This is a genomic window from Collinsella sp. CLA-ER-H4, from assembly GCF_040092395.1.
GTDB lineage: Bacteria > Actinomycetota > Coriobacteriia > Coriobacteriales > Coriobacteriaceae > Collinsella.
Map to the genome: position 1 here is coordinate 22341 of NZ_JBBNLQ010000014.1, position 22708 is coordinate 45048.

Consider the following 22708-nt stretch of genomic DNA (forward strand, 5'->3'; position numbering starts at 1 on the left):
GTATAGCACCCCTAAGATAACCAGCTCTCATTCTGGAGCAAGCGCATCAGGCAGCACGACCGCTCGCCGACGTGCAATTTGTTGCACAGTAAAATCGGCTAGTGGCACCCTTATCCTTTATTTAGCGAATAAGATCAAGGAAGGGAGAGTATCATGCCAAGACGGCAAACACCGCTCGAGGTCATGTTCTCCCTGTTCAAGACTTCATTTACCCTGAGCCATCGCGCACTTGCTGAACTGTTACTATCCGATCTGCCGTTAACAAATGGACAGCCTACCGCCCAAATGGCACAGGACACCAGCTGGCTTTCGCGCACGATTGTGCACTCGCAGCCGGGCTCCCTAGAAGATCGCTACTTTACCGACTGGTCCTGCGCATCGAATCAAATCCTGCACAAGCTACAGGAAAAAGGGTATTCGAACGCCGACATCTATACCATGATTGCGGCAGCAACTGACGCGATGGCTCAAGCGCTCAGTGCCTGTGGGCGCAATGGGCTCCTTTACCGGAACGCCGCCTCGCGCCTCGTCAGCTGCCAGCCAGACAAAGATGACAGGGCTCTTATCTCAATCGCGCTCGTTGTTTCGACCGCCTGCTGGTGCGATCCGGCCCGTGCTATCGCGTACATCAGGAACCGCTTTGAATTCGCAGAGAATGTCAGGTCGTTTACCCCCTCAAGTATTTCTTTCTGTCCATGCGATTTAAAACAAACGGGCACCGAACATGCGATCGGCCTTATCAGGATCGATAACGAACTCGTCATCGGCGGCCCTTATGTCATTGAGCCTTCTGCCATGGGCACCACCATCGGAGCGCTCGCACTCGAAGACGGCGCTGTCACCGATGTTGGGCTGGATGTCTCCGCCAAGCATCTCCGTATCTTCGCCGAGAACAATGCTTGGTACGCACAAGACCTCGGTTCGACCAACGGCACGCATCTGATTCGAACAGTCGATAACAGCGAACTCGACATCAGCTCCGGCGCACCTGCCCAGCTGTACCCCGGCGACATCCTGCGCCTGGGCCTCAGCACTACTTTTGCCGTCGTAGCAACGACGGCTGCCTTAGCAAATCAACATTACTAACCATAGAAACAAGGTGACTATGAGCATCACGGATGTTATTAAATATGAGGGCAATAACCAAACTTTTATCTGGAAACACCCCTCAGAAGACTTCAATACGGGCTCGCAACTCATTGTTCACGAGACCCAAGAAGCAATTTTCTTCCTTAATGGACAGGCCCTGGATTCGTTTGGACCAGGCAGGCATGAACTTGAGACTCAAAATCTACCGTTACTGAACGGCATTTCGAAGATAACGACCGGTGGTGTCAGCCCGTTTCACTCAGAAGTCTACTTTGTTAACCTCATCGAGCAGATGGGCATCCGCTGGGGAACCAATTCCAAGATTCAGTTCATGGAACCGACTTATGGATTTCCGCTCTCGCTCGGGGCGTCCGGAGAGATGGCTCTTGCTGTAAAAGAGCCCCGCAGGCTCCTTCTCAAGCTTGTTGGAACCGAAGCTTTGCTCTCCCAGGACAAGCTGATCAGTTATTTCAAAGCTTTCCTGCAAACTCGAGTAAAAACTCATCTGGCACAAGTAATTACCGAACAAAAACTCTCCATTTTCGAACTTGATGCACACCTTGAAGAGTTATCCGACTCGCTTAAGAACAAACTGCTTCCCGACTTTGCCGCATACGGCCTCTCATTAACGCAAATGCTGGTCACCGCCATCGTCAAACCCGAAGGTGATCCGGTATACGAGAAGTTTAAGGACCTCCATTTCAAGCAATATGCCGACGTACGCGAAGCACAGATAAAACAACAGGTCAGCATTATCGAACAAGAAACTGCGGCGCAGCGCACCGTAATCTCCGCAAAAGCACGCGCAGAAAAACGGCAAATCGAAGGCTATACCTATCAACAGGAACGCAGCTTCGATGTTGCCGAAAAGATGGCCCAAAACGAAGCGACTGGCGAATACGCAAACATGGGAATTGGTCTGGGCGTAATGGCCGGTGTCGGCGGAACCATGGGGTCAGTTATGACCGATGCACTCTCACAAGCCACCGGCACGTCCGCGACGCAGCCCATCCCTGCGGATACCAATTCGCAGCAAAGTGCTGCAAAGTTCTGTTCCGAATGTGGATATCGCTTCTCTGGAACCGAGAAGTTCTGTCCCGAGTGCGGAGCACGGAGGTCATAATGAAGAACACACAGGCATATATTGCAGCAATCCCCGTAGCCCTCTTCATAGCTATCGAAAGCGTGACAATACTTTTATTTGGACCCTCAACCACTTTTTGGATTGAGAGCGCATTCTCTTTGGTCATGCTCGCCCTGGTGGTTTCAACCTTGTTATTTGGACCCCAAAAGAATCTTAAGATATTTGGTATCTCAAAGATACTTGTTATTGGCGTATCGTTTGCAGTCCAATTGTTGCTAGGCATACTAGGGTCCGCGTTAAAAACAGAGGCGCTTCCAGCAATTCCAATTCTCAGTTTTCTGCTAGCAAGCGCTGCGACAGCCACGCTCTTCGCAACAGGCGCTTCCGAATCTCACGCATCTACCATTGAAAACCAAATTTCAAGCAAATCGCAATCCATGCAGAACCTTGAACTTCAGCTAAGACTGCTTCTAGATGAATCACCTTCAGAGTTGCGTGCATCAATGACCAGCCTCTTGGAAACTTCAAGCCTTGCCGACCCCGCCAGTTGTGAAACAAGCGCTCAAGTTGAAGACGAAATATCGAGCGTACTTCGTGATCTATCGCAATCAATCGAATCAAACGATATCGAAGGCGCGAACTCGAAAATATTGCGCATGACTTCGTTGATAAGGCAAAGAGCAGCACTGGTTAAAGCAAGCAAGGACAGCTAATGATCGATAAGGATAAATTAATCTCGCTTCTTATTTCAAAAGAAATTCCAGTAAAAACGACCCGGAGATACAAAACTATTGGCTATCGAATAAAGCTCGAGAGTGGAACAGCCGTATATGTCTACGACAGCGGCGGCTTCTTTTGTCAAGGAAATAACGCTGATCAGGTCCGAAAAGCCATCGAAGATGAAATCATTGATGAACCAAACAACAAAGTTTTCGTTGTTTACGGCCACGATAAAACCGCACGAAACCAACTCCAACGTCTTCTCGAAGAGTTAAATCTAGAGCCTATTTTTCTCGATAATCAGCCTATAGGGGGCCGAACAGTAATCGAACAACTAATGGAATACATCCCTTGCGCTAATTTCGGGATAGTACTTATGACCCCGGACGATATAGGCTATCCAAAGAATAAACAGGATCGACCGCAGCCAAGAGCTCGCCAGAACGTAGTTTTGGAGCTTGGGATGCTACTGATGAAATTCGGCAGGTCTAGGACCGCGATCCTTCTCAAAGAAGCCGACCCACCAATAGAAAAACCGTCCGATATAAACGGCATCTTATATCTCCCTTACAAGGAAGACGTTTTTGAGATAAAGCAGAAACTAATACGGGAAATGAACAGCAAGGGGTATGAAATGGAGCAATCGAAATGAAAGCGCTACAATGCGAGCTCTGCGGTAGCACAGAGATTATCAAGGATGGAGACTTTTTCGTCTGTCAAAGCTGTGGAATGAAATATACGCTTGAAACCGCAAAGAAAATGATGGTCGAAGGTGTTGTCCAAGTCGAAGGCACAGTGAAAACAGACCGCACTGAAGATGTCGATCGATATCTCGCCTTGGCCAGAACCGCTCAAAAAGCCGGTAACAACGCTGATGCTGAGAAATATGCCTCCATGGCCCTCGAGATTGATCTTAAGAACGCCGAGGCATGGTCAATAAAGGCAAAAGCGATAGACTGGCAGCTCACGTTTGTCAGCGATCGCTTGTCGGAATCAAATGCAGCATGCATTAATATGCTAAAGCTGCTAAATCGAGCCCCATCAGATTTTGATGAGATAAACACCGCGCTAAACATAGCGATAGGTTTCATTGAGCATTTGCGAGCTATCGCAAACTCTGAGATAGACTATTTCTGCCAGGAACTTGCAAATCTACCGAATGCGAAGAATCTAGAGTTAATTCAATCGGGGCTCATTCGTCACCTACAGTCGCGTGAACTCCAATGGAAAAATATAGAGGCCGTGTGCGAATTACAAACGGCTGCCGTAAAGAGGCTCAGCAAAGAGCAGGGGGAGAGTGCCGAGATACCCGAGAATATCGAAGATCTCCTCGGCGCCCTTACCGAAGACCTTTCCGGTCTTGCAGCGCGCAACATTTCATCAATGTATTACAATGCTGCAATCACGATCCTAAAGTCTGCGGTCAACGGCTGCTCCACATGGTCGGAACGGTGGAACAAGGTCCGTGTATTTGATTACTACGCGACAGATGATTTCGACTATGACAACGAAAAAGAAGCTTTTGATCTATGCATAGATGCGTACGATAGTTGCATAAAAGCGGCTCGCTTAGCTATCGACCTCTTTGACAATGAAGTCACTAAACAAGGTGCTGCCACAGACGAGATGCTCTTAAGATGCTGGGGCATATTGTGCAGTCTCGAGGAGCTATGTATCAAAGTTCGAACAAATCGCCGATACTACGGATACTACGGACACTCCAGCGAACAAATAACAAACGACGGCTTTTTCCTTAGCGATGAGGCAAAGCAGCTTCGGAGAGAACAGTTAGAAAAGGACATGGCAAAGCGTGACGAATACGACCCCGAGAAGAAGAAGGAACGTGAGCGCGCTGAAAAAGAAGCAGAGCTCCAAGCCAAATACTGGTTAGATAATCCTGTTAAAAAGACGCAAAAACAAGCGCTCGAAGATGAATTTGACCGGCTGGGGAACGAACTTCGAGAGCTTAAGAGCAGACGTTCCTTTTTCAGCCCGTTCGAATTCAAGGCAAAACGAGAATGTGATGCAAAAATCGAACAGGCTCGCGAGCGCAGGCGGGAAATCAAGAACTCTCTGAAGGCCTTAGACGATGAACTCCTGGCGTACGTGTCAAACGAAATTGAATCATAGCTTTCACCGCTTGCCGCAACAGTCCATTGGCGACCTCAAAGGCGCCTCAATGGGATAAGAGCGATTTCACACCATGGAGGAATGGCGGGCAAGCGCTCGGAGTGTTCATTTGTCTGATAACCGATATTCACTCTAGCCCGAGCAGATTAAGTCCCGCCACCGTCATCTTGCACACGAGCGGCCTTGCGGACACCTTTTCTAAATATCCGGCAGCGATTAGGCTCGACAATGACCTACTCGCTGTCGGTTTTTTCACATCGAGATAGCCCGACACACCATCAAGCGTAGATTCGCCAAAGGCACCGAAGATATGCATCTGTGCCGCATAAAACAGAATATCTTTTGCCCTTTCGGTAAACGTATCGTCGAGCTCATCGATCGCCCGCTTGAGATCATCGAGTTGTACGCGCTTTTCGGCCAAATCGCTCAGAACGGCATCTTGCGCTTGCTCGACCAAATCAAGAATCATTGCAACAAACGGAGTAGCCTCGCTACCGTTAAGGGGCCTCTCCACCACGTCAAACGCCTTGTAATATGCGGTTTTATTCTCAGCAATCGTCCTGGAGAGCGACAACACCGTAGGCTGCGACAACGTCTCGTTCAGGCTCAACGCGAGAAGATATCTCCCCGTTCTCCCGTTACCGTCATAGAAGGGGTGAATATACTCAAAGAGAAAATGGCAGATTGAGGCTGCATAGAGGCTTGGGACATCTTCGCGATTGCTCAACTCTATCATCTTGCCAAGGAGGTCAATGATTTCGGGCTCCGAGGAAACACCCTGATGGAGAATCTTGCCCCGACTGTTCTCAATCACAACGGGACCCAAACGGAACATCTTGCCATCCGGACGGTCCTTCGGGTCAAGCACGCCCTTAGTGACGGCATCGAAAATCTCGCGGATATCCTCGGGTTTGCCGGGACGACTTGAACCATCCACCAGCTGAAGGTAGAGGCGAGCGAATTCAATAAAAGGAGTGTGCTCCTTTTCGGCGGCACCGCAAAGTTCGGCCGCAGCATCCTCCGCAGACTCCAGCGCCGCTTCAATCTGGCGCCGCGTGCTGTGCACACCCTCCATCTCGTTGCTGAAAACAACCTCCTCAAGCACCAGCGAACGAATCGAGGCCCCCAAAGCCACATAAGGCAAGCTATTCCACAGGTTGGAAATCTTTCGCTCTTTTCTGAGGATCCGCTCGCTAGCAACGGACAAGTTCAAAGGAACACAAGCGAACAGTTCACCATGCTCAAGGTGAATTCCAGTCCGCACCGTGCCGTCGGCAGTAAGGCGCTCGTGCAGCAGCTCGTCATGGCAAGCATAACGATCGGAGCTTGAATCTGCATAAAAGAGTTTTTCGAGCGTCTTGTACGCCATCGCTTCATCGCTCCTTTGAAATCAAATAGCTTAATCGTCTTTCATTATTTCGAATTAATCCGATATTTGCAATTAAGACTCAAGAAATGCATTGTCTAATTTCAGAATTTGAAGTATTGGGAATTAAGGTTTCCTTATTTACATAGATAACGAGCTAATTTCAAACCTCAGCAGAGCTTTATGCAAGAGGCGCGCTGCCTGCATCAATAGCAGGCAGCGCGCCTTCTTCTGTTCGAAAAGGAAACTGCATCCCAGATTTTCGGCTCAGAATGGGGCGCACTTTCCGCAACGGGCTTCTCGCGGAAACTATGTCCCGCTCTGAGCGTCTATTCCGGGATGCACTTTCGCAAAGGGCCTTGTTCCGGAAACTGCGTCCCGTTTCGGGTCTTTAAAGCGGGACGCGGCTTCCCCTAGGGAAGCATCTCGTTATTTGCCGTCGTCGTCCTCGGCTTCTTCTCTTGCATAGAGCTCCAGCATGCGGCGGCGGTATTCGTGCACGGCGAGTTTGGCGCGCTCCAGGCGACGGCGCTCGCGCGGAGTCAGCTCGGACGGGTCAACCTCATCACCATAGGTCTTATCGGCAAGAAGATGCGCCGCGTCCACGATGCGGGCATCGATGTGGCCGCTCGCCGCCTCGGCGGAAAGACGCTCGGCAATCGTATCGAGCGTAGGCAGGCCCTCGAATGCGCGACCATGGCCATGCGAAGTCAGCAGCTCGTGCTCTCGTGCGAGCAGACTCGCCAAATCGTGATGGGCGCGCAGGATGTCGAGCGCATCGGATGGATGCTCGGCAACTTCTGCCACGGCGGCGACCGGCGCGGCATCGACCACGCGGTAGAAGAGCTGCGCGAGCAGCGGCATCAAGAACACCGTGATGGCGCCGGCAGCGACCATAACCGACGCGATGTCTTGCGACAGCGCGCCCGCGTTGACGGCAACGCTCGTAACGGCAACGATGATCGGCAGCGCCGTGGTGCAGTACAGGGCCACGGTAATGCGGCCATACGCCGACACATCGCGCGTCGCAGGACAAATGCTCATAGAGACAAGGATCGGCACGGCACGAATAATCAGCAACGCCACGATAAAGCCCACGAGCAGACCCGGGCGCGACGCCACGGCCGTCAGGTCGATCTTTGCGCCCGATACGGTAAAGAACACCGGAATCAAAAAGCCGTAGGCCAGGCCGTCGAGCTTGGTCTCGAGCGTATGGTTGCCCTCGGGGATGATATAGCGCAGGACAAAGCCGGCGGCAAAAGAACCCAACACGATGTCGAGATCAAAGACAGCCGAGAACGCCACGAGCGTGACCAGGATAAGCACCGTCAGGCGCACGAAGGTCTGCGACGTGGTATCGGCGCGCTCCTCGACAAACGCAAAGAAGCGGCTGCCGACGCGCTTGGAGCGGCTCGGGACCACGGCCAGCAACACGCAAACCACCGCAAACAAGCCAAGGATTACGAGCGTTTGGATGCCAGTGCGGGCAGACAGCAGCACCGACATGGCGAGCACAGGGCCGAGCTCGCCCCAGGTACCATACGCGAGAATCGAGTCGCCCACACGCGTGCCAGTGAGCGAGCGCTCGCGCATGATGGGCACGAGCGTGCCGAGCGCCGTAGAAGTGAGGGCAAGCGTCACGGCGATACCGTCGAAATGGCTGACCGAGAACCACGGGGTAAAGCGCACGGCAAGCCAGGCGATACCAAACGTGACGACCCACGTCGCCAAGCCGTAGCGCCCCTCGACGCCCGTGATGCTCTTGGGGTCGATCTCAAAGCCGGCAAGCAGGAACAAAAAGGCCAGGCCGAGCTCGGACACAAGCGAGACCTCGGCATCTACATGGATGACGCCGAGCATATGGGGTCCCAGCACCGCGCCGAGCACGAGCAAAAAGACTGTCTCGGGAACGGGTTTTCCGGGAATCGCCGAGGCGATAAAAGGACTCGCAAAGGCCACGAGTGCGATGATGGCGAGCGAAACGAATGCCATGTGATGCCTTTCTCTTGTTTGAGCCCCACTGTAGCACCCTCGCCGTCCTCAACGCGCCGCGAGCTGTCGTATCATAGTGAGGTTTACAAACATGTGGCTCAAGGCGACCGCGAGGCTTGCCCCGTAAACCGACCGCTGCCGCATACCGTACCGTACGCCCAACCGATCAGGAAGGCAGGAACCAATGGTCTCTCGTATCTACGTGGAGAAGAAACCCGGGTTCGACGTCGAGGCTCAGCAGCTCAAGGGCGAGCTGACCGAGATTCTCGGCATCAAGGGCATCGAGGCCCTGAGGATCATCAACCGCTACGACGTCGAGGGCATCGACGAGGAGCTTTTCCGCTCCTGCGTGCCGACCGTCTTTAGCGAGCCCCAGGTCGATGTGACCTACGACGAGCTCCCCGCAAGCGATGGCGCCGTCTTTGCCGTCGAATTCCTGCCTGGCCAGTTTGACCAGCGCGCCGACTCCGCCAGCGAGTGCGTGCAGCTCATCAGCCAGGGCGAGCGCCCCGCCGTGCGCTCCGCCAAGGTCTATATGATCTCGGGCGCTCTGGACGAAGCCGCCATCGAGGCCATCAAGCACTACGTGGTGAACCCCGTCGAGGCGCGCATCGCCTCGCTCGACTTGCCCGAGACGCTGTACATGGAGACCCCCGAGCCCCAGCCCGTCGAAGTGCTCGACGGCTTCCGCGAGCTCGATGAGGCCGGCCTTGCCGCCTTTATTTCCGAGCGCGGTCTTGCCATGGACGAGGCGGACATCGCCTTCTGCCAGCAGTACTTCCGCGATGAGGATCGCGACCCCACCATCACCGAGATCCGCGTGATCGACACCTACTGGTCCGATCACTGCCGCCACACCACCTTCGGCACCGTCCTGGATGACGTGACGATCGACGACGCCGTGGTGCAGCAGGCCTTCGACCGCTACATGGAGATGCGCCATGAGCTCGGTCGCGACGCCAAGCCCGTCTGCCTCATGGACATGGGCACCATCGGCGCCAAGTACCTTAAGAAGACCGGCGTCATGACCGATGTCGACGAGTCCGAGGAGATCAACGCCTGCACCGTCAAGGTGAAGGTCGATGTCGACGGCGAGGACCAGGACTGGCTGTTCCTGTTTAAGAACGAGACCCACAACCACCCGACCGAGATCGAGCCCTTCGGCGGTGCCGCCACCTGCGTGGGCGGCGCCATCCGCGACCCGCTCTCGGGCCGCAGCTACGTGTACCAGGCCATGCGTGTCACCGGCGCCGGCGACCCCACCGTCCCCGTGTCCGAAACGCTCGAGGGCAAGCTGCCGCAGCGCAAGCTCGTAACCACTGCCGCCGCCGGCTACTCCAGCTACGGCAACCAGATCGGCCTTGCCACCGGCCAGGTCAACGAGCTCTATCACCCTGGCTACGTGGCCAAGCGCATGGAGGTCGGCGCCGTCGTGGGCGCTACCCCGGCAAACCACGTGCGCCGCGAGTGTCCCGCCCCCACCGACAAGATCATCCTGCTGGGCGGCCGCACCGGCCGTGACGGCATCGGCGGTGCCACCGGCTCCTCCAAGACCCAGAACACCGAGTCCATCGAGACCTCGGGCGCCGAGGTCCAGAAGGGCAACGCCCCGGTCGAGCGCAAGCTCCAGCGTCTGTTCCGCCGCGGCGACGCCTGCCGTCTGATCAAGCGCTGCAACGACTTTGGCGCCGGCGGCGTCTCGGTCGCCGTGGGCGAGCTTGCCGACGGCCTGTATGTCGATCTTGACACAGTGACCAAAAAGTACGACGGCCTGGACGGCACCGAGCTCGCCATCTCCGAGTCCCAGGAGCGCATGGCCTGCGCCGTCGCCGACGGTGACGTCGAGGAGTTCATGGGCTACGCCGCCGAGGAGAACCTGGAGGCGACCGTTATCGCCGAGGTTACCGCCGAGCCGCGCATGCGCATGGCCTGGAACGGTGTCGCCATCGTCGACCTATCCCGCGAGTTCCTCAACTCCAACGGCGCGCCCAAGCACCAGGTCGCCCACGTGTGCGCCCGCAGCGTGTGGCAGCCCAGCTGGGCCGGCACCACGCTTGCCGAGCGCATGACCTCGCTTGTCACCGACCTCAACGTTGCCTCCAACAAGGGCCTTTCCGAGCGCTTCGACTCCACCATCGGTGCCGCAACCGTGCTTATGCCCTTTGGCGGCAAGACGCAGCTCACCCCGAGCTCGGCCATGGTCGCCAAGTTCCCCGTGGACGGCGAGACCACCACGGCAAGCGCCATGGCATGGGGCTTCAACCCCTACCTGATGGAAGCCGACCAGTTTGCTGGCGCCTACCTGTCCGTGGTCGAGTCCATCGCCAAGCTCGTGGCTGCCGGCTTTGAGCACAAGCGCGCCTATCTCTCCTTCCAGGAGTACTTCGAGCGTCTGCGCACCGAGGCCGAGCGCTGGGGCAAGCCCACGGCAGCCGTCCTGGGCGCTCTCATGGCCCAAGTCGACCTGGGTGCCGGCGCCATCGGTGGCAAGGATTCCATGAGCGGCTCGTTTGAGGACGAGGCCGGCGAGCTCAACGTCCCGCCGACCCTGATCAGCTTCGCCGTCGCCGTGGGCAAGGCCGCCCGCGCCGTCTCGCCCGAGTTCAAGGGCCTCACGCACCGCGTCGTCCGCATCGCCCCCGCCACCTATGGCGAGGACTACCGTCCCGACGCCCAGCAGCTGCTCGCCGCGTTTGACGCTGTCGAGGCGCTCACTGCTACCGGCAACGCCCTGGCCATCTCCACGCCCGGCTACGGCTGCGGCGCCGAGAGCCTCTTTAAGATGTGCGTCGGTAACCAGATCGGTATCGAGCTTGCCGAGGATGTAGACGTGGAGAGCCTCTTCACCCCGCTCTACGGCAGCTTTGTCGTCGAGCTCGCCGAGGATGCCGAGCTGCCCGAGGTCGCCGACGGCGTTGTCGTCGAGCCCCTGGGCACCACCGTCGAGGGCTATGTCATCGACACCGGCTCCGAAGTCATCGAGCTCGCCGAGCTCCAGGAGGCCTGGGAGAGCGGCATCGAGGGCGTCTTCGCCTACCGCAGCGCCGGCGAGACCCCCGAGGTCGAGACCATCGACTTCCGCGCCAAGAATATCCACGTGTACGGCGGCGCCAAGATCGCCCGCCCGCGCGTGATCATCCCCGTGTTCCCCGGCAACAACTGCGAGTACGATAGCGCCCGTGCCTTCCGTGCCGCCGGTGCCGAGGCCGACACCTTCGTGATCAACAACCTCACGCCCGAGGCCGTCGCCGAGAGCACCCATGAGCTTGCCCGCCGCATTCGTGCAAGCCAGATCGTCATGATCCCCGGCGGCTTCTCGGGCGGCGACGAGCCCGACGGCTCCGCCAAGTTCATCACGGCGTTCTTCCGCGCTCCCGAGGTCACCGAGGCAGTCCGCGACCTGCTCAAGGCCCGCGATGGCCTGATGCTGGGCATCTGCAACGGCTTCCAGGCCCTGATCAAGCTCGGCCTGGTGCCCTACGGCGACATCGTCGACGCCACGCCCGATGCGCCCACGTTGACGTTCAACACCATCGGTCGCCACCAGAGCCGTCTGGTGCGCACCCGCATCTCGTCCAACTTGTCCCCGTGGCTGTCGCAGTGCAGCCTGGACGACCCCTACACCGTCGCCATCAGCCACGGCGAGGGCCGCTTTGTCGCCAATGACGAAGTGCTCGCCCAGCTGATCGCCAACGGCCAGGTCGCCACGCAGTACGAGGGCGAGGACGGCAAGCCCAGCATGGATCTTTCCGTCAACCCCAACGGCTCCGCACTCGCCATCGAGGGCATCACGAGCCCCGACGGCCGCGTCCTGGGCAAGATGGGCCATGCCGAGCGTCGCGGCGACAACCTGTACCGCAACGTGCCCGAGCATGTCCCCGGCGATAAGTTCATGCCGATCTTTGAGAGCGGCGTAGCCTACTTCGCCTAAAGCTTTCCCATCGGGTACAATCCCCTCGGGTAACAACACCCGCCACCGGCACCCCCGGTGGCGGGTTCTTTTTTGCTTCGCGCATACAGGAAGGACATCATGGAAAGCCGCAAGCCGTATCTCGCCACCCTGCCCGGACTCATCCTGGGCTGTCTTGTTTGCTGTGCACTCTGGGGATCGGCCTTTCCCTGCATCAAGATCGGCTACGCACTCTTTGGTATCCCAGCGCACGATAGCGCTTCGCAGCTGCTCTTTGCAGGTTTACGCTTTACGCTTGCCGGCGCCCTGGTTATCGTTGGGATGAGCGCGGCCCAACGCCGCCCCCTCATACCGCAAGCGCGCGACATCAAACCCATCTTTGTCTTGTCGCTCTTCCAGACTATCGGGCAGTACTTCTTTTTCTACCTGGGACTCTCGCGCGCCAGCGCCATGTCGAGCTCCATCATCGAGGCCAGCGCCAACTTCCTAGCCATCCTCTTTGCCGCCCTGGCGTTTCACACCGAGAAGCTCAATACGGCCAAGGTGCTCGGCTGCGTGTTGGGCTTTGCCGGCGTCGCGCTCGTCAACCTTTCGGGTGCGGACGGCACCTTTGGCTTTACGCTCGACGGCGAGGGATTTATCTTGGCTTCCACTGTTGCGGGCGCCCTGTCGACCTGCCTCATTGGCATCTTCTCGCGCGAGCATGACGGCGTCTTGCTTGCCGGGTGGCAGTTCTTGGTCGGCGGCCTGGTCCTCACCGCCATCGGCTTTTTGATGGGTGGCGCGCTCTCCCCCACGGCGATTGCCCCCGCCATCGCGCTCATCATCTACATGGCGCTCATCTCCGCGGTCGCCTACTCGCTGTGGTCGCGCCTGCTTGCCGTCAACCCCGTCAGCCGCGTCTCGGTCTTTGGGTTTATGAACCCGGTCTTTGGCGTTTTGCTGAGCGCGCTGCTGCTCGGCGAGGGCGCCGGCACGAGCCCCGCTACTGTCATCGTTGCCCTGCTGTTGGTTTGCGGCGGCATCATCATCGTAAATAAGCCCAAAAAGGCCTAGCGAACTGCCTCGTTCCGAGAAAAAGACGAGGCACATCTTCGACAGCCGCTACTAATCCCGCCAACGCAAAAGGGGCGCACGACCATCAATACGGTCGTGCGCCCCTATTTTTCTAGCGTACCTGAACGCCGGCTTTCTTTTTCTCGGCCTTGACGCGGTAGAGCTCCGCATCGGCAGCGCGAAGTAAGTCTTGCCAAGTATCGACACTATCGCCGACCCGCGCGTAACCGATGGACATCCGCAATGCATACGGCACCTCGGCACGAGCGAGCTCGTCGTCAATCGCCGAACACAGGTCTATGATGTCCTGTTCCGCCGCTGCCTTTTGGAGCACCACGAACTCATCGCCACCATAGCGTGCGATAAAGCCACCAGACGCCGAGCAGACTTCTTTGAGCGCAGCAGATATGACCTGAAGAGCGTGGTCGCCCTCCACATGCCCATAGCGATCGTTAATCTGCTTAAAGCCGTCGGCGTCCATCATGAGCAGATACACATCTTCGGCCTGATCCACATTTGAGAAGAGCGACAGCATATAGGTCTCAAAACGGTTGCGATTGTTGAGGCCAGTCAACGGGTCGGTCGAGATGAGCTGCTCCTGGCAGATGATATAGAGCAGCAACATGCTAATCATTATGCCGACACAAAGGCCAGGCACCGAGTATACGATCTGAAAGGTACCGCCCACCAGGGCCGGAATGGCGAAAAATGCTAAGGTTCGATAGATAGCCTTCGTCTGCAGGCTCTCGACCCTGCGAGATTGCACAAACGCATGCAGGGACGTATGTATAACGTAACAGTAGCTGACAATGGGCTGGATCATATAGGCAAAGCCGCGACGATACACGCCCTGCGAATCGATATAGAACAGGGCGTGCGTCCAGTAACTGGTAAAAGCCAGCACGACCACCAGAGCCGTAGGCAACGTTACAAGCACCACCCTATAGCGCGAGGTCACAAGGTGAGAGCCCTGCATCGTCTCGGAATAGATAAACCAAATGAGGCACGCGATGGCGAAGAGCGAAAACGAAACCGCGTTGGAAATCCAGTTGGCTGCAATGCCCAACGTGCCGTCCACACCATCCGAAAGCGTCCAGATCATATCGAAGAAAATGTAGGCAGCAGACGTGTAGCCCAGCATGCTAAACAAATGCTGCTGGGTGCTCGAGAACAGGGAGCGACGGCTTCGTACGGCAAGCCCGATAAGAACAATCATGCATAGCAGGAATATCTCAATCTTGAGTGCCTTAACCACTAGACGCCCTCCCTTCAATATCCAAGTGGTCAGAATCGCCCGATTCGTGTCTGGGCAATAAACGCCCCTTTCTCCGCAGGGGTAAGGGGAATAATAGCAGAGCGCCCGAACGTCACTGCAAGACAGCTCTCGTTCGGGCGCTCAAACGGCGCGAGTTGCACGCCGGAATCATTGATGGGTATCGATTGCTACTCGCCATCGATGTCGGCCGCGACAGCCTCCTCGATGGCCTCGACACCGGCAGGCGACAGGTCTTCCTTGCCCTGGCAGAACTTCTTATCGACCCAGCCGGTCAGAATCGGGGCCATGATTGCCGTGATGATGACGGCAGTGGCGATCTGCGCATACGCGGTGGGCGCAAGCTCGGCATAGCGCGGAGCGACCTCGGCGAGGGCGACCGGCATGGTCATGGCCGTGCCGGCAATGGTGGAGCAGGCAACGGCCGCCTTGCCGTTGCCGCCACACAGGCGCTCGAAGGCAAAGGTAATGGGACCGACGATAAAGAGCGTGATGAGGCCCAGCAGGATGCCCGAAATGCCGCCGGTGATGAAGCTCGAAAGGCTCATGGACGCACCGAGCTGAAAACCGATGACAGCGATCGCGGGATTGGCGCCGGGGACCAGCAGGTTCTTGATAAACGGGAACAAGTTGCCCAGGACCATGCCGATAACAAGCGGCAGGATGGATCCGATGATAGTGCCGACGGGGATGTTGGCGAGACCCGAAACACCAAGGATGATCATCGTGACGGCGGGGCCGGCCGTAAAGAACAGGATACCGACAGCGCCCTGCTCGGACTCATCGCCGAACTCGCCCATGATGCCCGTATAGAGCGCCATGTTGCAAAACGTAATGCCGCCGATGATGGAAACCGAACTCAGGCCTAAAAAGTTATCGTTAAAGAAGTACGCGACGCCCAGACCCAGCGCGGCTGCCACTACAAGCTTAGGAATCAGCACGACGATGCCGGTCTTGATGGCGCCCGGCGTGGACTTAAAGCTGATGCCGGCGCCCACGAACAGCAAGATCGCGGCAACGATGGTGTTGGAGCCGCCGCGGCAGGCAGCCGTAAAGAAGCCGCCGACTTCAAAGACCTGTGGGCAGAAGGTATTGAGCAAAAGGCCGACGATCATCGGATAGATCATGATGTCGCCCGGGATGCGCAGTACCTTGAATTTCTTTTGCTCGTTGGCGGTCGCTTCCTGTGCCATGAAACCCCCATTTCCGCTGACGCAGAACAAAAGCCCACGTCACGCTTTGCTACAGTAAAGTTTGACCATGGTACCAGAAGAAATAGACCAGCTCGGTGAAAAATTCTACAAGTTGGGATGGAACGAGATTCGGCGCCCGAGACGCCAGCCCTATATAAGGCTCAAGACAATATAGAGTACGATGCCCGAGACGCAGCACCACAGCATCGATTTTGTCTTGCCCGCCACGACCACGACGCCGGCGGCCGCAATCCAGGGAACCAAGGCAGGCCAGAGTCCCGCGTCGAACGCGCCGGGGCTCACCAAGTCGTTGGCGACCAGCGCGGCAAAGGCAGCGGGCGGGATATAGCCCAGGGCCTCGGTAATGCGGGGCGACAGGGTCCGCCCGCGCAAGGCGAACGCCGGCGCGATGCGAAAGAACGCGATAGCAGCCCACGACGACAGCCACAGAACCAAGAACTCGTTAACGGGCATCGCGGGCACCTCTTCCGTCAAATACAGCATCGCACGCCAACGCAATGGCAATGCCGGCCACGACGCTTGCCGGCACGGCAATATTCGCGAGGCCCAAGAACTTGCATACGGCGACGGACACCGCGCCCGAAACCGCCGCGACAACGTTGCCGCGTGACAGCCGCTGCGAAAAGAGCAGGCAGATAAAGAGCGAGGTGCAGACAAAGGCTGCAATGGCGGTGGGAACATCGACAACGGCGCCGACGATGGCGCCCATCGTACACGAAACGCCCCATGTTGCGATGAGGATCACGTTGAGCACAAAGGACTCGCGCGGGCCCCAATCCTCCCCTTCAACCAACTTGGCAAGCGAGATGCCATATGCCTCCTCGGTAAGTGTCGCGGCAACAGCCAGCGTCTGACGCTTCGAGGCACCCCTCAGATGCGGCGCGATCGATGCCGAGTAAAGCGCAAAGCGCGAGGAGATGGCGGCAACGCTCGCGATAATCGAAGGTGCCGGTACGCCCGCCAGCCAAAGATTGCAGATCATAAACTGGCCGCTGCCCGTCACAAACGTGCTGCTCAGGGCAAAGACCATCCAGGGCTCCATTCCCGTCTGCCCCATGATCATTCCGCACGGCGCGCCTATTGCAACATAGGTAAGCATCACTGGCCAGACGGTTCTAACGATTTTGAGCACCATACGCTTCTCATCCTGACAAGGTCTCCGAGCCGCATGTAGCGACACGGCAGAATCATCATCCGACAGCAACCGAGTTCACCTACAATTGCCACCGGATCGAAAGACACAACTTTTTAGGAAGTCATTATGACAGCTATCGATCGAGACCGGGCGCGCGCGGCCTTCAAAAGCTACACCGATGCCTACGACGCCACCAACCCACGCATCGCGCTCAAAATCGAGCATACGTACCACGTGGCCGAGGCATGCGATGCCGTAGCGCGCGAGCAGGGCTGGTCGTCAGAAGATATTGACCTGGCATGGCTTTGCGGCCTGCTACACGATATGGGCCGCTTTGAGCAGCTGCGGCGCTGGGACACCTTTAAGGACGCCGAGAGCATGAGCCATGCGGCGCTGGGGATCGAGGTCCTCTTTGGCGAGAATCCCGCCGATGCACCCGCCGTAACGAGCATCCGCGACTTTATCGATGACCCGGCAGAAGATGAGCTCATCCGAGCGAGCATTGCCTATCACAGCGATTTCCGTCTACCCGCGCAGCTCGACGTGCGCACGCGGAGCTTCTGCGATATCGTGCGCGATGGTGACAAGATCGACATTATGCGCACCATCGCCGACAGCACCGTCGACACCATCCTCAAGGTGGACAAGAAGACGTTTCTCGGCAGCCGTTTCTCGTCGCCGACACTTGCCGCCTTTGACGAGCACCGCTGCGTCGCACGCGATGAACGCAACGAGCCCGCAGACTACCTGGTGGGACTCATCTGCTTTATGTTTGAGCTCGTCTATCCAGCAAGCCGCGCGCTGGCGCGCGAACAGGGCGATATCCACCGCCTGCTCGACGCGCCCTTTGGCATTACGCGCCCCTTTACCGATCCCGCCACGCAGGCAACCTGGAGCCGCCTAAAGGACGAGATGCGCGACTGGCTGGCGCGCGCCTAGCGCTCAAGCTGGGCCAGCAGCTCCTCGACGACCTCGACGGCGTTCCCAACAACCTTGTACTGGGCAGCACCAAAAATGGGGGCATCCGGGTCCTCGTTGATGGCGATAATGCACTCCGCCCCACCGATGCCGGCAAGATGCTGGATGGCGCCCGAAACACCGATACTCACGAGAAGCTTGGGCGAAACCGATACGCCGGTCTGGCCAATCTGATGGCGATACTCCAACCAGCCGGCCTCCACGACAGGTCGCGTGCAACCAAGCTCGGCTCCCAGAGCCTCGGCGAGCCTTCGCATCAGGGGCAGATTCTTCTTGGAGCCAATGCCACGGCCCACCACGACCAAGCGCTCGGCATTGGCGATCGAGGGCTGCTGTCCCCACTCCTCGGCGGGAATCGAGATCTCGACACGAGCCTTAACGTCTTCCGCAAGCATCACCTGGGTGATCGTGCCGGAACGGCCGTAGTCAAAGTCGGGCACCTTAAAGATGCCGGGACGCACCGTTGCCATCTGGGGACGATGATTGGGGCAGACGATGGTGGCCATCAGGTTGCCGCCAAACGCCGGACGCGTCTGTTGCAGCAGTCCCGTCTCCGTATCCATCGAAAGTACGGTGCAGTCAGCCGTAAGGCCCGTCTGCAAGCGCACGGCAACGCCGGGTGCCAGTTCGCGGCCAAAAGCGGTCGCACCGTATAGGATGGCCTCGGGTTTGCGTTCGGCTACCAAATCGCAGATCAAGCGGGCATAGACCTCCGCATCGTTTTGGCGCAGGCGCTCGTCGCGACAGGCCAGGACTTCGTCGGCGCCCGCGCAAACCAGATGCTCCAGGTCACCGAGAGAACCCTCGGGGCCCATACCGACCAGCGCCACCAGACGGCAGCCGCGAGCATCGGCAAGCTCGCGGCCCTTGCCCATAAGCTCATAGGCAACGGGAGTCACCGTATCGTGCTCGTCGGTCTGCGCGAATACCCAAATGTCTCGATATGCATCAAGGTCCACCGTACCAGCGGCCTCATCACGCTCGATCGAGATAGCGTTGACAGGGCAGGCGTCGACGCACCCACCGCATAGGATGCAGCCGTCGGTTACGTGGGCGCATCGGTTGGGTCGCTCGCCTTCCACTACGATGCCGCCCGAAGCACAGGCGCGAACGCAGCGACCGCAGCCGATACAGGCTTCGCTATCGATAATCAGTCCGCTCATCTACGCCATCCCCTCGATAATCTTGGCAAGCTTTGCCGCCTGCTCGGACGCCGTCCCCTCAACGGCCTCGCACGTTTGGTCACGGTCGGGCACAAACGAGCGCACGACCTGTGTCGGCGACCCGGCAAGGCCGCAACGCGAGGGGTCGGCGTTCACGTCGGCGGCACTGACCACGCGCACGTCCGCCTCCTCCGCCGCGCGAATACCGGCAATACTCGGCATACGCAACTGGCCAATCTCCTTGGCAGTCGTCATCGCGCACGGCATCTCAAGACACACCGTCTCCTCGCCGGCATCGCAGCCGTGAACAAGCGCCAGTGAACCACAGGTCGTAAAGCCCGCGCTCTGCACGCAGCTCACGTCGGTCACACAGGGAATCTCAAAAGCACCGGCAAGCTCGGGACCAATCTGGGCCGTATCGCCATCCACCGCCATCTTGCCGCAGATGAGCAGGTCGAAGTCCTCGTCGAGCGCCTCGATACCGCACTTGAGGGCATAGGTGGTTGCCAGGGTATCGGCACCTGCAAAGGCGCGATCGGTCAGCAGCAGCGCGTCGTCGGCGCCTCGAGCGATGCAGTCGCGCAGCAGCGACTCGGTCGCGGGGATGCCCATCGACACCACCGTCACGCGCACATCCATGCCAAAGCCGATGAAGTCGTCTTTCAGCGCCAGCGCGCATTCCAAAGCGCTCGCATCAAAGGGATTAATGACCGCCTGCTTGCCATCGCGCACGATGGTATTGGTCTTGGGGTCCATCTTGACCTCGGTGCTGCCCGGCACGGCCTTGACGCACACCACCATATGGAAATCGCTCATCTTCACGCGCCCCCTTTCTGGACGAGCTCATCCAAGAGCTTCTCCGAAAACAGGTTGCCGCGACCCAGCTGCCCGTCGGGATCGAGCTGGAGCTTGAGCCGCGCCGACTCGACCATGGCCTCGTGACCGTACATCGTCTCTAAGAAGCCCGCCTTGATCTTGCCGACGCCGTGCTCGGCAGAAACGGCACCGCCCATAGCCGTTACCTCGGAAGCCCACTGGGCAAACAGCTCGCCACCGCGACGGTAGTCCTGCGCATCGCGCGGCAGGATGTTCACATGCAGATGGTTGTTACCGATGTGCCCCCAGGCAGCAGATTCAAGCCCGCTTTCGGCCAGTGTGCGGCGATAGAGGGCCACGACATCGGCAAGGCGTGCATTGGGCACCGACATGTCCGAACCCAGTTTGGTGATGGTGGGATCCGTGCGGCGACGCTCGTCGATAAGCATATTGACGCTCTCGGGGACCGCATGGCGGAAGAACCGCTGGCACTCGCGATCGACCTCGGTGCGCGCGACCCATGTCGCATCGTCGCTGCCGCCCGCAAGCTCCAGTACCCACCCCAAGTGATACAGCTCCTCAGTCGCCTGAACTTCGTCGTCGCAGTCGAGCTCCACGTAGACACAGACCTTGGCCTCTTTGTCGAGCGCCGGCAGCGAAGCAAACGCCGTCGACTGCTCGCGCTGGCGACGCAGGATATCCAGAGCACCAGCATCGAAGTACTCGATGGCGGCCGCATGGGACAGGACGGGGCGCACGGAATCGGTAAAGGACACGGCCTTGTCTTCGCTATCGAAAAAGCAGCTCACACCCCAAACGACCGCAGGTGCCGCTTGCAGGGCAATCTCGAGCTCGGTGATAACACCGAGCGTGCCACAAGCGCCGATAAAGAGGTCGATGGCGTCCATTTCGTCCGCAACGAAATAGCCTGAGGCATTTTTTGTCTTGGGCATGGTATAGCTGGGAAGATCGAGCTCGAGTGCACGGCCCGCTGCCGTCACGAGCGACAGGTGGCGGCCCTGGGCAAAAGCCTCGCCGCGCTGAAGCTCAAGCAAATCGCCATCAGCCAGCGCGACGTGGAGTCCCGTGATATGTGGGCGCATGGGACCGTAGGCGTAGCTGCGGGCACCGGAGGCGTTACATGCCGCCATGCCGCCCAGACAGGCAGACGCCTCGGTGGGATCGGTGGGAAAGAACTGCTCGGGGGCCTCTTGGAACTCCTCGTAGGCCTCAAGCGATGCCTGGTCCCAACCAGCAGTCGGCAGCACCTTCTTGCTCAGCTGCTTGCGCAGCTCCGAGAGCACAACGCCCGGCTCCACGCGCAGCAGAAATTGGCCTTGTTCATCGCGGCGAAGGCCCAAGTAGCGATTCATACGGGAAGTATTGAGGATATGCCCGCCGTGGGGCACGGCACCGGCGGCAAGGCCGGTTCGGGCGCCCTGAACCGTTACCGGGACACGCTCGGCATGGAGCTTTTCCAAAATGGCACGGACCTCGTTTTCCGTTGCCGGAAACGAGATGCTCGATGCTTCGCCCGATGCGCGAGACTCATCGCGACCATACTCTTCGAACTCGTCGGTGAAGGGTTTGATGCTTGCAGACACGCGAACTCCCCCTTTAGCTAACTACAGTGTTTGCAGGGAGATGTTACCGCATCGTTTCGTCGACGTGTTCGAGACCGTCTCCATAATTGGCGATTTTTACGTTCGTGCAATTCGGCGAGTGGCTAGATTTCCTCGGCAGACGATGCTTTTGACACATATGGCCCCGCCGTCGCCGATCGCGTAAATGTCGCTCGAAAAAAGTTGGAGTATTTTTTGCCGCCTTTTACCTGCGGAGACGCCAATCCGTCAAGCATTTGGTCAGAAATTGGTCAAGTAGCGGCTGATACGGTCGGCGTCGACAGCCAAAACCGATAGAAGTTTTGGCCCAGAAGCAGGGAGGTTCCCATGGCATATTACTGGCCCCAGTACGGCATCGCCATCGAAGTCGACGACGATCCCCATCTCCTGCCTTTCGACGAAGAGGCATTCCCCGATACGGCGGTCTACCACGTTACTACCGATGTGATCTGCGACCCCGAGTCGTTCTCGGCGCTCGCCCACCACATCGCGCATACCCACGACATCGAGCTCCCTCCCGACTTCGAAGAGCTCGTCTACTCGCGCCGCCTGATGCTTCACATGCTCTTTGGAGCGGACCCGTCCACCTTTGCGCGCGTCTATACCGCCAAGGATGCCGCATGAGCGCGAAGAGGCCACCCCACTTTGCAGGCCTGGGGCATCGCAAGAAGCTCATCGTTGCCTGCTTGGCCATCATCTGCGCCCTTGTCGCCGTAGGACTATACGCTTGGCAGTCGCAGCCCGTACCCGAGGCGGGCGCCTCAGTCACGACGGCCGAGGGCAAAACGCGTCAGGAAATCCAAGATGAGCTCGACGCCATCGTCCGCGACAACATGATGACGATTTCGGTCGCGCCGGTCGCTCAGCTGCAGGAGGACGGCAAGCTGCGCGTCAACGTGCAAAACGTCCAAGACAATATATTTCCCCAGCGATTCCGCGTCATCCAAAACGACGAGACCATGTACGAATCCGGCGTGGTCGAGACCGGCAAGACAATCGAGACGTGCCCCGCCGGCGACATCAAAGAAGGCGAGGCGTACATCGAGATCCAGGCACTCGATGCCAAGACCCTCGACAGCCACGGCAATCCGACACGTGTCAAGGTACGGGTTGAGCAAGCCGAGAACTAGCCTTCCGACCGACGCGGCACCGCATGCAAT

General features: G+C 58.1%; 19 protein-coding genes. 10 read left to right on the forward strand and 9 right to left on the reverse strand.

What is annotated here, in order from left to right:
* The first annotated feature begins 153 nt into the window (after positions 1 to 153).
* From AAAX34_RS08350 to AAAX34_RS08370, 5 genes are read left to right on the forward strand one after another with little or no spacing between them, the layout of a single operon-like run.
* A complete protein-coding gene (locus AAAX34_RS08350; protein ID WP_349110840.1) occupies positions 154 to 1086 on the forward strand; it encodes an FHA domain-containing protein in 933 nt (310 codons plus the stop codon).
* Positions 1087 to 1105: 19 nt separating this feature from the next.
* Complete coding sequence (locus AAAX34_RS08355; protein WP_117774286.1) at positions 1106 to 2212, forward strand: SPFH domain-containing protein; 1107 nt, start codon at positions 1106 to 1108, stop codon at positions 2210 to 2212.
* Entirely contained in the window at positions 2212 to 2886 is a 675-nt protein-coding gene (locus tag AAAX34_RS08360) for a hypothetical protein (protein WP_349110842.1), read from the forward strand. The genes AAAX34_RS08355 and AAAX34_RS08360 overlap by 1 nt, the downstream gene beginning before the upstream one ends.
* Positions 2886 to 3545, forward strand: coding sequence for a TIR domain-containing protein (locus AAAX34_RS08365; RefSeq protein WP_117774097.1), 660 nt, complete (start codon positions 2886 to 2888; stop codon positions 3543 to 3545). The genes AAAX34_RS08360 and AAAX34_RS08365 overlap by 1 nt, the downstream gene beginning before the upstream one ends.
* Positions 3542 to 5023, forward strand: a complete 1482-nt coding sequence (locus AAAX34_RS08370; RefSeq protein WP_349110843.1) for a hypothetical protein — start codon at positions 3542 to 3544, stop codon at positions 5021 to 5023. Before AAAX34_RS08365 ends, AAAX34_RS08370 begins: the two co-directional genes overlap by 4 nt.
* A 127-nt stretch (positions 5024 to 5150) precedes the next feature.
* Here the strand turns inward: AAAX34_RS08370 and AAAX34_RS08375 are convergent, their stop codons facing one another.
* A complete protein-coding gene (locus tag AAAX34_RS08375; protein WP_349110844.1) occupies positions 5151 to 6392 on the reverse strand; it encodes a Fic family protein in 1242 nt (413 codons plus the stop codon).
* 426 nt (positions 6393 to 6818) lie between these two features.
* Entirely contained in the window at positions 6819 to 8381 is a 1563-nt protein-coding gene (locus AAAX34_RS08380; protein WP_349110846.1) for a cation:proton antiporter, read from the reverse strand.
* 184 nt (positions 8382 to 8565) lie between these two features.
* Here AAAX34_RS08380 and AAAX34_RS08385 point away from each other — a divergent pair, with 184 nt between their 5' ends.
* Complete coding sequence (locus tag AAAX34_RS08385) at positions 8566 to 12312, forward strand: phosphoribosylformylglycinamidine synthase (protein WP_349110849.1); 3747 nt, start codon at positions 8566 to 8568, stop codon at positions 12310 to 12312.
* Between the two features lie 99 nt (positions 12313 to 12411).
* Complete coding sequence (locus AAAX34_RS08390) at positions 12412 to 13347, forward strand: DMT family transporter (protein WP_349110851.1); 936 nt, start codon at positions 12412 to 12414, stop codon at positions 13345 to 13347.
* A gap of 112 nt (positions 13348 to 13459) precedes the next feature.
* Here the strand turns inward: AAAX34_RS08390 and AAAX34_RS08395 are convergent, their stop codons facing one another.
* From AAAX34_RS08395 to AAAX34_RS08410, 4 genes are all read right to left on the reverse strand, one after another.
* Complete coding sequence (locus tag AAAX34_RS08395; RefSeq protein WP_349110853.1) at positions 13460 to 14602, reverse strand: diguanylate cyclase; 1143 nt, start codon at positions 14600 to 14602, stop codon at positions 13460 to 13462.
* 188 nt (positions 14603 to 14790) lie between these two features.
* Positions 14791 to 15813 carry a 2-keto-3-deoxygluconate permease gene (locus AAAX34_RS08400; protein WP_349110855.1) on the reverse strand — a complete coding sequence of 341 codons (1023 nt, stop codon included), beginning with the start codon at positions 15811 to 15813 and terminating at the stop codon, positions 14791 to 14793.
* A 150-nt stretch (positions 15814 to 15963) separates the two neighbouring features.
* Positions 15964 to 16287: an AzlD domain-containing protein gene (locus tag AAAX34_RS08405; RefSeq protein WP_227790247.1), complete on the reverse strand. Its 324-nt coding sequence runs from the start codon at positions 16285 to 16287 to the stop codon at positions 15964 to 15966.
* Complete coding sequence (locus tag AAAX34_RS08410) at positions 16277 to 16969, reverse strand: AzlC family ABC transporter permease (protein WP_349110857.1); 693 nt, start codon at positions 16967 to 16969, stop codon at positions 16277 to 16279. The genes AAAX34_RS08405 and AAAX34_RS08410 overlap by 11 nt, the downstream gene beginning before the upstream one ends.
* Before the next feature lie 126 nt (positions 16970 to 17095).
* On the opposite strand from AAAX34_RS08410, the gene AAAX34_RS08415 reads away from it, so the two are divergent.
* A complete protein-coding gene (locus AAAX34_RS08415; protein WP_349110859.1) occupies positions 17096 to 17908 on the forward strand; it encodes an HD domain-containing protein in 813 nt (270 codons plus the stop codon).
* Here the strand turns inward: AAAX34_RS08415 and AAAX34_RS08420 are convergent.
* From AAAX34_RS08420 to AAAX34_RS08430, 3 genes are read right to left on the reverse strand one after another with little or no spacing between them, the layout of a single operon-like run.
* The gene (locus AAAX34_RS08420) at positions 17905 to 19110 is read right to left on the reverse strand and encodes an electron transfer flavoprotein subunit alpha (RefSeq protein WP_349110860.1); all 1206 of its coding nucleotides are present in this window, start codon (positions 19108 to 19110) and stop codon (positions 17905 to 17907) included. The genes AAAX34_RS08415 and AAAX34_RS08420 overlap by 4 nt on opposite strands.
* A complete protein-coding gene (locus AAAX34_RS08425) occupies positions 19111 to 19926 on the reverse strand; it encodes an electron transfer flavoprotein subunit beta/FixA family protein (protein ID WP_349110862.1) in 816 nt (271 codons plus the stop codon). It abuts the gene before it with no gap.
* Between the two features lie 2 nt (positions 19927 to 19928).
* Positions 19929 to 21530, reverse strand: a complete 1602-nt coding sequence (locus AAAX34_RS08430) for an FAD-binding oxidoreductase (protein WP_349110863.1) — start codon at positions 21528 to 21530, stop codon at positions 19929 to 19931.
* Positions 21531 to 21875: 345 nt separating this feature from the next.
* Between AAAX34_RS08430 and AAAX34_RS08435 the strand changes: the two genes are divergently transcribed.
* Positions 21876 to 22172, forward strand: coding sequence for a hypothetical protein (locus AAAX34_RS08435; protein WP_346963594.1), 297 nt, complete (start codon positions 21876 to 21878; stop codon positions 22170 to 22172).
* Positions 22169 to 22678: a hypothetical protein gene (locus AAAX34_RS08440; RefSeq protein WP_349110864.1), complete on the forward strand. Its 510-nt coding sequence runs from the start codon at positions 22169 to 22171 to the stop codon at positions 22676 to 22678. Before AAAX34_RS08435 ends, AAAX34_RS08440 begins: the two co-directional genes overlap by 4 nt.
* Positions 22679 to 22708 lie beyond the last annotated feature (30 nt).

What these genes read in the sequence shown, in the direction of transcription:
- AAAX34_RS08360 (WP_349110842.1), top strand. Translation starts at nt 2,212, where the DNA reads ATGAAGAACACACAGGCATATATTGCAGCAATCCCCGTAGCCCTCTTC.
- AAAX34_RS08425 (WP_349110862.1), bottom strand. Translation starts at nt 19,926, where the DNA reads ATGAGCGATTTCCATATGGTGGTGTGCGTCAAGGCCGTGCCGGGCAGC.
- AAAX34_RS08390 (WP_349110851.1), top strand. Translation starts at nt 12,412, where the DNA reads ATGGAAAGCCGCAAGCCGTATCTCGCCACCCTGCCCGGACTCATCCTG.
- AAAX34_RS08355 (WP_117774286.1), top strand. Translation starts at nt 1,106, where the DNA reads ATGAGCATCACGGATGTTATTAAATATGAGGGCAATAACCAAACTTTT.
- AAAX34_RS08365 (WP_117774097.1), top strand. Translation starts at nt 2,886, where the DNA reads ATGATCGATAAGGATAAATTAATCTCGCTTCTTATTTCAAAAGAAATT.
- AAAX34_RS08410 (WP_349110857.1), bottom strand. Translation starts at nt 16,969, where the DNA reads ATGGTGCTCAAAATCGTTAGAACCGTCTGGCCAGTGATGCTTACCTAT.
- AAAX34_RS08380 (WP_349110846.1), bottom strand. Translation starts at nt 8,381, where the DNA reads ATGGCATTCGTTTCGCTCGCCATCATCGCACTCGTGGCCTTTGCGAGT.
- AAAX34_RS08435 (WP_346963594.1), top strand. Translation starts at nt 21,876, where the DNA reads ATGGCATATTACTGGCCCCAGTACGGCATCGCCATCGAAGTCGACGAC.
- AAAX34_RS08400 (WP_349110855.1), bottom strand. Translation starts at nt 15,813, where the DNA reads ATGGCACAGGAAGCGACCGCCAACGAGCAAAAGAAATTCAAGGTACTG.
- AAAX34_RS08370 (WP_349110843.1), top strand. Translation starts at nt 3,542, where the DNA reads ATGAAAGCGCTACAATGCGAGCTCTGCGGTAGCACAGAGATTATCAAG.
- AAAX34_RS08440 (WP_349110864.1), top strand. Translation starts at nt 22,169, where the DNA reads ATGAGCGCGAAGAGGCCACCCCACTTTGCAGGCCTGGGGCATCGCAAG.
- AAAX34_RS08405 (WP_227790247.1), bottom strand. Translation starts at nt 16,287, where the DNA reads ATGCCCGTTAACGAGTTCTTGGTTCTGTGGCTGTCGTCGTGGGCTGCT.
- AAAX34_RS08420 (WP_349110860.1), bottom strand. Translation starts at nt 19,110, where the DNA reads ATGAGCGGACTGATTATCGATAGCGAAGCCTGTATCGGCTGCGGTCGC.
- AAAX34_RS08385 (WP_349110849.1), top strand. Translation starts at nt 8,566, where the DNA reads ATGGTCTCTCGTATCTACGTGGAGAAGAAACCCGGGTTCGACGTCGAG.
- AAAX34_RS08415 (WP_349110859.1), top strand. Translation starts at nt 17,096, where the DNA reads ATGACAGCTATCGATCGAGACCGGGCGCGCGCGGCCTTCAAAAGCTAC.
- AAAX34_RS08375 (WP_349110844.1), bottom strand. Translation starts at nt 6,392, where the DNA reads ATGGCGTACAAGACGCTCGAAAAACTCTTTTATGCAGATTCAAGCTCC.
- AAAX34_RS08350 (WP_349110840.1), top strand. Translation starts at nt 154, where the DNA reads ATGCCAAGACGGCAAACACCGCTCGAGGTCATGTTCTCCCTGTTCAAG.